Origin of the sequence: Bacillus sp. JJ722 (assembly GCF_036963345.1) — a bacterium.
GTDB lineage: Bacteria > Bacillota > Bacilli > Bacillales > DSM-1321 > Bacillus_AD.
In genome coordinates, this window is sequence record NZ_JBALMO010000051.1 from 1 (window position 1) to 9,960 (window position 9,960).

Below are 9,960 nucleotides of genomic sequence, written 5' to 3' on the forward strand. Positions count from 1 at the left end.
TTAGAACGGGATAAAAGTGCAATCGCACGGTTAGCTCCGTATCTTCTTTCACCCTTCAACTGAGATAAAGGAAACACGAAAAGCTGATAAGCGATTCTTACTTTTCTACAAAAGGCTCGATCATCTTTTTTTCCTGAGAAGATAATACAATATTCGTTGAAGGTGTCCCATATTGCATGGATGTATCGATAAACTGTTCTAAACTTTCAACAGAATGTGTAGCTATTTTTACAATATAGCTGATTTCTCCAGCTACTCGGTAACACTCAAGTACATCTGGATGCTTATGACAAAAATTCGCTAATGCTTTACAATCTGTTGACTTAAATAAGATGATAGCGCAGATTGGACGATTCATTTTTTTCAATGCAACATGTGCATGATAACCCTCAATAATTTGTTGCTCTTCAAGCTTTCGTACACGCTCTATAACTGCCGGAGAAGATAGATGTACGACTTCAGCCAGTTCTTTCATAGATATTTTGGCATTTATCTGTAATTCTTTCACTATTTTTTGATCTACAATATCCAACTTTACCATCACCTTTTTTTATAAAATAGAATACTCTAAATTCCTTATAATTTAAATAAAAATAACTAAATATCTTTTTTAAACTTATGTAAAGTAACCGATTAATCTCTTAAAATGAAATCATCGAAGGAGGTTTTTGTAATGAAAAAAGTATTATTACTATTAGCTGATGGCTTTGAAGCAGTTGAGGCAAGTGTCTTTACAGATGTATTAGGTTGGAACAAATGGGAAGGGAATGGAGAGACAGAGGTTGTAACAGTTGGTCTCCGAGACAAGCTAACTTGCACATGGAATTTTACAGTCATTCCAGAGAAAACAATAGATAATATTCATCTAGATGAATTCGATGCGCTAGCTATTCCAGGAGGTTTTGAAGAGGCTGGATTTTATAAAGATGCATTTAGTGAGCCATTTTTAAACGTCATACGGCATTTTGATGAAAATCAAAAACCAATTGCTAGCATTTGCGTTGCATCATTAAGTCTTGGAAAAAGCGGGATTCTTAAAGAGAGAAAAGCAACAACATATGATCATCAAACGAGTAAAAGAAAAGAACAGTTAAAAAGTTTCTGCACAAACGTACAAAATGAGCGAATTGTTCGAGACAATCATATTATCACTTCATCGAATCCAGGAACTGCATTTGATGTCGCCTTTTTATTGCTTGAAATGTTAACATCTAAAGAAAATGTTATACGTGTAAAGGACCTCATGGGATTTGCCTAAAGATTAAAAGCGCAGAGCGCCCGTTTAACGCCGTATGAGACTTACGCACTTCGTACGAGATAAAGGAAACACGAAGGATTCGATTGACTAGCTTCATCGGCCAGCCCCTCGAGTCATAAGCCAAATCACTTCAGAAATCAGGATTTCCTGTGTGATTCGACTTATGACTTCGGGGCTTGACGGGCCGATTCCGCATTTCCACGTTGACTTATCGTAAGAAGAAGTGTGAAGTTCACTAGGCGTTGGGTTCTCGGAGCTGGACGTGTATTCACTCTATTTAAAGTAATCAACAATCAATAATTATATAAATTCATAAACAATAAAAAATCCCCATAAACGTAAGGGGTTTTTGCAACCGTTTATGGGGAGTTCCAATTATTTATTTAAATCTAAATGTCTTCCTCGTACTAAATAATAAATGTTTTCTGCGATATTTGTAGCATGATCTGCTGACCTTTCAATATGACGTGCTATGAAGGCTAATTGTGATACTTGTTGGAAATTATCTCCGAATTCTCTTAATAAAGCTTTCATACATTGTCCATACAAATAATCTACTTCATCATCCATCTTAGCGATTTTCTTCGCTATTTGGACATCTTCATCAGCATACGCTTTAATCGATTGATTTAACATTTCAATCATAATTTGATGCATCTTCTTTAGTTCATCTATACCAGTATTAGGGTGATCCTTACCTAATCGAATAGATGCCTTCGCAATATTTACACCGTAATCTGCCATTCGTTCAACATCTGCTGCAATCTTAATACCAACAATTATTCTTCGTAAATCAATTGCAACTGGTTGTTGCTTAGCAATTAATAATAGAGCAAAATCATTTATTTCTTCTTCTAGCAAATTCGCTTGTTCATCTTCTTCTAAGACACGAAGAGCTAACTCATTATCTTGTGTTTCGAATGCTGTAAATGCTTTGTTTAAAGCTTGTTCAGCAAACGTAGCAAGCGCTACTAATTTATCACTTAACTCATTTAATTCATCTTCAAACTTTTCACGTACAATCATCAACATGGTCTCCTTTATCCAAAACGTCCTGTAATATAATCTTCTGTTCTTTTATCTGTTGGGTTAGAGAATATAGTATTTGTATCACTATATTCAATTACTTCACCATTTAAGAAAAAAGCTGTTTTATCTGAAATACGTGCTGCTTGTTGCATGTTATGTGTAACGATGATAATGCTGAAATCTTTCTTTAATTCTTGTACGAGCTCTTCTACTTTCAGTGTAGAAATAGGATCTAATGCAGATGTTGGCTCATCCATTAGAATTACATCAGGCTCGATTGCAAGACATCTTGCAATACATAGACGCTGTTGTTGTCCGCCTGATAAACCGTACGCATTTTCATGTAAACGATCTTTTACTTCGTCCCAAAGTGCAGCTTGACGCAAGCTCTTCTCAGCAATTTCTTTCAAGATTTTCTTATCACGAATTCCATGAATTTTAGGTCCGTATACTACATTTTCAAAGATGGATTTAGGAAATGGATTCGGCTTTTGGAATACCATCCCTACTTTTGTACGAAGCTCTTCCACTTTGTAAGATCGGTCTAAAATGTTTCGTCCTCGATATTTAATTTCCCCTGATGTTTTTACAACAGGTATCATTTCAATCATACGATTTAGTGTTTTAATATATGTTGATTTACCGCAACCAGAAGGCCCGATAATCGCAGTCACTTCATTCTCATAAATATCAAGATCAATATTCTTTAAGGCATGTTTTTCCCCATACCATAAGTTTAATTGTTTTGTTTCATAAACTTTATGCTTTGCTACCGGCTCTGTCTCAACTGATTTATTCGGTTGCACTACGTTGATTTCCTTCTCAAGAACAGTACTCATATATTACATCCTCCTTAACAATTTGTCTAATAATCCGTTCAATTAAAAACGTCGTTGGAATTTATTTCGGATAAAGACCGCTACAGAATTCATAAGAATCAATAATGCAAGCAATACAATAATTCCCGCTGCTGCTACAAATTGAAATTCTTCTTGTGGCCTTGAAGTCCAGTTATAAATTTGCATCGGTAAGACAGTAAATGTATCAAATACTGTTTTTGGTAAGAACGCGATAAACATCGGTATTCCTACAACAATTAGTGGTGCTGTTTCACCAATAGCACGAGATAAAGCTAAGATTGCTCCCGTTGCAATCCCTGGAAGTGCAGCTGGTAATACAACACGTACGATCGTTTGCCACTTTGTTGCTCCCATACCGTAAGAAGCTTCTCGAAGCTCTTTCGGAACAGATCGAATAGCTTCTTGTGCGGCTACGATAATAACAGGCAAGACTAGCAAACTCATCGTTAATCCCGCAGCTAATACTGAATTTCCTAATGCTAGCGCACGAACGAATATTGTTAAACCCAGTAAACCAAATACAATAGACGGTACACCCGCTAAATTCGAAATGTTAATTTTAATAAATGATGTGAATTTATTCTTCTTAGCATACTCTTCTAAATAAATTGCTGTTCCAACACCTAGTGTAATCGAGATAGGCGCTACAACCGCCATCAACCATATTGTACCAATTAGAGCAGCTTTAATACCTGCATCCTCAGCTTTTCTTGATGCGAAGTTTTGAAAGAATTCTACATCTAAGTTCCCAATTCCTTGAGTGAATATCCGATATAGTAAAATGGTAAGTACTACTAAACCAAACAATGTAGCAGCAAAGAATAAGCCTTTACATATTGAGTTAATCCAAAGTCGACTCGTCATTTTCTTCAATACATGATCCTTATTGATTAAGTTCATTAGTATTCCTCCCTAAACTTACGAGAGATGTATTGAGCTAATAGATTCATAGCTAAGGTGAATAGGAATAACGTCATACCAACGGCGTAAATGCTGTAATAAATTGTAGTTCCGTATCCAGCGTCTCCTGTGCTTACTTGTACGATGTAAGATGTCATTGTTTGGATAGATGATGTTACATCGAAGCTTAAATTTGGCGTAGCTCCACCTGCTACAGATACAATCATCGTCTCCCCAATTGCTCTCGATAATGCTAATACGATTGAAGCCATAATCCCTGAAATCGCAGCTGGTAAAATAACCTTAAATGTCGTTTCAAGTTTCGTAGCACCTAACGCATATGCTCCTTCACGAATGCTGTTTGGTACTGATGACATAGCATCTTCCGAGAGCGATGCAATCATCGGTGTAATCATAATACCGATTACAATACCTGGACTTAGTGCATTGAAAATTTCTAATGAAGGAAATATTTCTCTCAAGATTGGAGTTACAAATGTTAAAGCAAAGAAACCATAAACAATTGTTGGAATCCCCGCTAATACTTCTAATATCGGCTTAATAAATTTACGTGTTTTTTCACTGGCATATTCACTCAAGAATATGGCTGTTGCTAACCCAATTGGCACAGCAACAATCGTGGCAATTCCAGTAACCTTTAAAGTACCTGCGATCAATGGCATAATTCCAAAGCTCGCTTCAGTTGCTGAGAACGGATACCATTCTGTGTCTGTTATAAAATCTGAAAAAGGTACTCTCGAAAAGAACTCGACAGTTTCAAATACAAGTGTGAAAACAATACCTATTGTTGTTAATACAGAAATAATCGCTGTAAACAATAATAATGAAGGGACTAGTTTTTCAAAGTTAAATTTCTTCTTAGCTTTCTTTTTTTCTTCAATCATTTGACCCACTGATAATTTTCCTGTATTGCTTGTTGCCATAATGAGACCCCCTTACCTCCAAGAGCATAGTAAGTTGGGAAGCATTCACTTTGCTTCTCAACTTACTAATAACTTATTTACCATGCATTATTTAATAGATTCTAATTCTTTTAATGCTTCATCATATTTTTCATCTGGCATTTTCACATAACCTACTTCTTCAGCCATTTCGCCAGCATTCTCAAGTGTAAACTTCACAAAATCTTTAACTTGCTCTTTTTCTTTTACTGAATCATTTTTCACATATGCATAAAGCGGACGTGATAATGGAGTATACGTTCCATCTTTAATCGTTTCATGAGTTGGTTCTACTGCGCCGTTACCAGAATCAATAGGAACAACTTTTAATTTATCTTTATTTTCAATATAATAAGCGAATCCAAAGAATCCGATTGCGTTTTTATCACCACTTACACCAGTTACAAGTACGTTATCATCTTCAGATAGTGTTACATCTTTAACGATTGGTTGCTCTTCTAAGATTACTTCATTGAAATAGTCATAAGTTCCAGAGTCAGTACCTGGTGAGTAGAACTTGATTTCTTCTTTCGGCCATTCTGGGCGGATATCAGACCATAATTTCTTCTTACCATCGTTTACCCATAACTTCTTAAGTTCATCTACAGTTAAAGAGTCAACCCAAGTGTTATCTTTATTTACAACGATTGATAATCCGTCGTAAGCTAATTCAAATTCAGTATAATCAACTTTCTTATCTTCTAGTTGTTGTTTCTCTTCATCTTTAATAGGACGAGAAGCGTTACTCATATCCGTGTCTCCAGCGATTAGCTTCTTAAAGCCTCCACCTGTTCCAGAGGAACCAACAGATACTTTCACATTAGGTTGTTCTAACATGTATTCTTCAGATACAGCTTCCATAATTGGAAATACAGTTGATGAGCCATCAACTGCAACGTCGCCTTTTAACGAACTATTGCCATTTGATGCATCTTCACTTTTTGCGTCAGATGATCCACAACCTGCTAAAGCAAGTGCTCCAGTCATTGTAGCTGCTAATGCCAAATACTTAAAACCTTTCATTTCTCAAATTCCTCCTAAGGGATCAGTTATAATTACCTTACAACAATAAGAATACGCTAGAAGTATTAAAGACGTTTAAACGCGTTGTTAAGGAAATGTAAAGCAATGTTATAGATTTGTAAACGGGCATAACGGTGTGAAGATAGGGGTATATATTATAAGTTAAAGTGTTTAGAATACAAGTGAATATATAGATAAACAAAGAGGCTACCCTCCTTTACAAGTCGGTTAGCCTCTTCATTTATACAATTTTATTCTTATTCAATTGGTGCATTTGAAGTATTAGCTCCACTTTTCTTCATTGCAAAGTAAGTATCAAGTACTTTTTTACCGACTTCTCTACTCATTTGATGTGGTTTTCCTTGATAAGCCCACGGTACAACAACAGCCATTGCTACTTCTGGATTGTCATATGGGGCATAACCTACTAACGTAATATTGGTAGTTTGAATAGGTTCATCATAATTCTTTCGAAGCGGACCGTCATAGTAAGATTCTGCGGTCCCCGTTTTGCCAGCGGGATTATAACTAACATTCGCATAATCCGGTGCCGTTCCTAAACTCGATTGCATAACTAACCTGAAACCTTTTTGAACTTTTTTAATATATGATTGTTTCATACTAATAGTATTTAAAACTTTTGGTGATATTTCTTTAACAATAGGCCCTAATTCATTTGGATCATCAGATGGTTCGCGTATTTCCTTCACAATATGAGGCTGCATACGTTTACCACCATTCGCTATAGTCGACACATATTGTACTAATTGCATCGGTGTATACGTATCATATTGTCCAATCGATAAGTCGAGTAGTTTACCTGAATTCGTTTCAGGGCCTTTAAACCCGACCATTTCATTTGGTAAATCAATTCCTGTACGTACGCCCAAACCAAACTGATTGAAATAGAAACGCAGCTTATCTAATGCATCTATATCGGTTTTTAATGGCATACCTCTTTGATAGAAACCATTGCCCATATTAATAGCAGTGTGAAACATAAAAACGTTAGAAGATCTTTGTAAAGCTGTTTCAATACCAACGTATCCTAAATCTTTCCACGAACCTTTAGAAGGGGTACCTTTAATATGTAATCTACTATCAGTAAATCCAGAAGAGAGATTTATCGCTTTTGATTGCAAACCAGCTAAAACAGTAGCTCCTTTAACTGCCGATCCCATACCATAAGAAGTAGTTATGTTCCCAAGAGCAAAGTCATTCATTTCCATGTTGCCTGTTTCCTCATCACGCGCATATTGTTTACCTGCCATTGTTAATATGTCTCCTGTATTTGGATTCATCAATACTACAAAGGCGCGATCTAATAAATATGTACCACCAAATGATTTTTTTTCGCGTAGTTCATCTTCGATAATTTTTTCCACTGCACGCTGTAAATTCATATCAATTGTTAAAATTAAATCTTTACCACGTTGTCCTTCAGATACAGTTACAGTTTCTATTACTTTACCAGTCTTATCCGTAATATTTTTCACTTTTTCTTTCTGACCATGAAGAACATCTTCATAAGCCATTTCAATATAACTTTCTCCCACGCGATCATTACGGTTATAGTCCCTTGTTAAATAATAATCTATTTTTTCAAGTGGAAGACCGTCCTTAGATACCTTACCTATTACTGATCTTAACGTATCTTCGAATAAATAATTTCGCTTCCAATCCGTTATTACATCAACGCCAGGCAACGATTCGAGATATTCACTTATAATTGCTACTTCGTTTTCTGTGACCATTTCAATTACTTTCGAGCCTTTCACTTTCTCGGTTTTAATAATTTGAGGAGTTAGCGCTTTAGCGCTTGCCATTTCACGATAGATAGCCAGAACTTCAAGCTGTTCTTTTGTCAAAGAATTGTATTCCTTTTCTGTAATACGATTCAATTGTCTCCTATATATTTCTTTATCATCTATCTTTTCTTCACTTAATAATTTTTTATCTTCTTTAGTTATTTTTTTCGCAGCTTCCTTAGGGTTCATTAGTATCCAAAAATCTTGCTTATCACGAACCGTAATTTTACTGTCATCTTTATTAATTAACTTCGCTAGCTTTTCAGCTACATCTAACATTTCACTAGTCTTCGTCTCCTGAGTTCTCGTATAGGTAATAGCATTAACAGCTGCATTATCTACGATGGTTTTGCCGGTAGAATCATAGATTTTCCCGCGAGGAACTGGCTTATTTACTGTTACTTCTTCCGTACGCTCTAACTTACGACGAGCATCTTCTCCATTCACAATTTGCACAATACCAAGTCGTAATATTAATGTAGAAAATAATAAGAACACAACAAAGAAAAGGATATTTAAACGAAATGGAATATGTGATTTTTTCTTTCTATCTTTGTCTTTACTTTTTTTCATTCTTATCCCCCTCCTTCTTTTGGTAATTTTTGTACTAAATCTATTGTATATAAAATTAACTTATTTTTCTATTTAAAAACCATATTACTCTAAATATTCATACAATAAGAGGTATATCTCTACTACTATAATCACAGTTATTGATTGATAAAATCTATAAAGCTATTAATACTAGTCCTCTTAAATCTTTGCGGTTTTTTTACGAGCCATAAGCTCCGTTTCATAACTATCCCTTCGATTTTTATTTCCTTTAAGAATCCTTGCTCTAATTCCCTAGCAACCGTTAATCTAGGAAGAATACTAATTCCAAGACCTGCTTCTACAGCACTTTTAATTGCTTGTATGCTGCCAATTTCCATATAGTTCTCGATTTTGTCTAACACGCCATGTTCTTTTAAAGTTGATTCGACGATTAGCCGCATCCCCGAAATGGATTCTCGCCAAATCATTCGCTCATTCGCTAACTCTTCAATATGTATTTTCTGTCTGTCATGCCACGGGTGATCATTTGAATAAACTAGCACTAATTCATCTTCGGCAAACTTCTCAACAATGAGCTGCTTATCTTCAACAATTCCCTCGACAAAAGCCAAATCTATCACATCATTCGTTAAATCTTCCAAAATACTTGGTGTGTTTTTAATAGTTAACATTACTTTCACATTTGGAACCTGCTTCTTAAAACTCCCTAATATGCTAGGTAATAAATATTCTCCAATTGTTAAAGACGCCCCTATTCTAAGATTTTCATTATATTCTCCAGTCGCCTGCTGAATAACTTCTTTAGAACGAGTGAAATCATGAGTTATTGCTTTAGCAAACGGATAAAGCATTCTTCCTGTTTCCGTGATTTTTAATTTTCCATCCGTTCGTTCAAATAGCAAAGTTCCATAATAATTCTCTAATTGATGAATTTGTCTAGTTACAGCTGGCTGCGATACAAAGCTTAATCTCGCTGCCTGACTAATACTTCCCTCATCGACTACTAAGCAAAACATTTTCAAATTTTCTATATTCAAAGCGATCCCTCCGGAAAAAGCGTATATATGCACGATATTACCATACAAACAGCATTGAACTACCCACCACTTACGAAAGAAAATCACTTTCGTTGAAGTGGGGATTCCTAAGTAAAGAAACGTAACGGTTTCTAATGAATTAGGCGATCCCCGTAGTCCCTACGGTTAGAAGTCTTATCGCTTCATTTTTAAGATTTTGTCCTGCGTTAATATCCCTGTCATGATGTGTGCCATAAGAAGGGCATTCCCACTTACGAAGGTTTAGATTTTTAACGTCTTTGTTTTGAAAGCCACAGCACGAACATAGCTGAGAACTCGCAAAGGTTTTAGACACCGCAACTACTTCTTTGCCATACCATTTCGCTTTGTATTCAAGCATGGTTCTAAGATGCGACCAAGACACTTCGCCAATCGCTTTGGCTAACTTGTGGTTTTTCATCATATTTGATACTTGCAAATCCTCAATACCTACAATATCGTGGTTTTTGATGATGTAAGTTGAGATTTTCGTGCTTGGTTGTGTAAGAC

General features: G+C 35.7%; 9 protein-coding genes and 1 pseudogene. 1 reads left to right on the plus strand and 9 read right to left on the minus strand.

The features are described from left to right. Positions 1-97: 97 nt before the first annotated feature. A complete protein-coding gene (locus V7014_RS08135; protein ID WP_335506002.1) occupies positions 98-532 on the minus strand; it encodes an Lrp/AsnC family transcriptional regulator in 435 nt (144 codons plus the stop codon). Between the two features lie 141 nt (positions 533-673). Here V7014_RS08135 and V7014_RS08140 point away from each other — a divergent pair, with 141 nt between their 5' ends. Continuing rightward, complete coding sequence (locus V7014_RS08140; protein ID WP_335506005.1) at positions 674-1,258, plus strand: DJ-1/PfpI family protein; 585 nt, start codon at positions 674-676, stop codon at positions 1,256-1,258. Between the two features lie 375 nt (positions 1,259-1,633). On the opposite strand, the gene phoU is transcribed toward V7014_RS08140, so the two are convergent. From phoU to V7014_RS08180, 8 genes and pseudogenes are all read right to left on the minus strand, one after another. Then, positions 1,634-2,284 (minus strand): phosphate signaling complex protein PhoU, encoded by a 651-nt coding sequence (gene phoU / locus V7014_RS08145; RefSeq protein ID WP_335506007.1) that lies wholly within the window; start codon positions 2,282-2,284, stop codon positions 1,634-1,636. A 14-nt stretch (positions 2,285-2,298) separates the two neighbouring features. Continuing rightward, complete coding sequence (gene pstB, locus V7014_RS08150) at positions 2,299-3,126, minus strand: phosphate ABC transporter ATP-binding protein PstB (RefSeq protein ID WP_335506009.1); 828 nt, start codon at positions 3,124-3,126, stop codon at positions 2,299-2,301. A 42-nt stretch (positions 3,127-3,168) separates the two neighbouring features. After that, complete coding sequence (pstA, locus tag V7014_RS08155; protein WP_335506011.1) at positions 3,169-4,047, minus strand: phosphate ABC transporter permease PstA; 879 nt, start codon at positions 4,045-4,047, stop codon at positions 3,169-3,171. After that, positions 4,047-4,991 carry a phosphate ABC transporter permease subunit PstC gene (gene pstC / locus V7014_RS08160; protein ID WP_438824893.1) on the minus strand — a complete coding sequence of 315 codons (945 nt, stop codon included), beginning with the start codon at positions 4,989-4,991 and terminating at the stop codon, positions 4,047-4,049. Before pstC ends, pstA begins: the two co-directional genes overlap by 1 nt. A gap of 87 nt (positions 4,992-5,078) precedes the next feature. After that, positions 5,079-6,032: a PstS family phosphate ABC transporter substrate-binding protein gene (locus V7014_RS08165; RefSeq protein ID WP_335506012.1), complete on the minus strand. Its 954-nt coding sequence runs from the start codon at positions 6,030-6,032 to the stop codon at positions 5,079-5,081. Between the two features lie 257 nt (positions 6,033-6,289). Next, positions 6,290-8,413, minus strand: coding sequence for a peptidoglycan D,D-transpeptidase FtsI family protein (locus V7014_RS08170; protein ID WP_335506014.1), 2,124 nt, complete (start codon positions 8,411-8,413; stop codon positions 6,290-6,292). A gap of 137 nt (positions 8,414-8,550) precedes the next feature. Continuing rightward, positions 8,551-9,432 (minus strand): LysR family transcriptional regulator, encoded by an 882-nt coding sequence (locus V7014_RS08175; RefSeq protein WP_335506016.1) that lies wholly within the window; start codon positions 9,430-9,432, stop codon positions 8,551-8,553. Between the two features lie 139 nt (positions 9,433-9,571). Beyond that, positions 9,572-9,960 (minus strand): annotated as a pseudogene (locus V7014_RS08180) (RNA-guided endonuclease TnpB family protein); the annotation flags it as partial.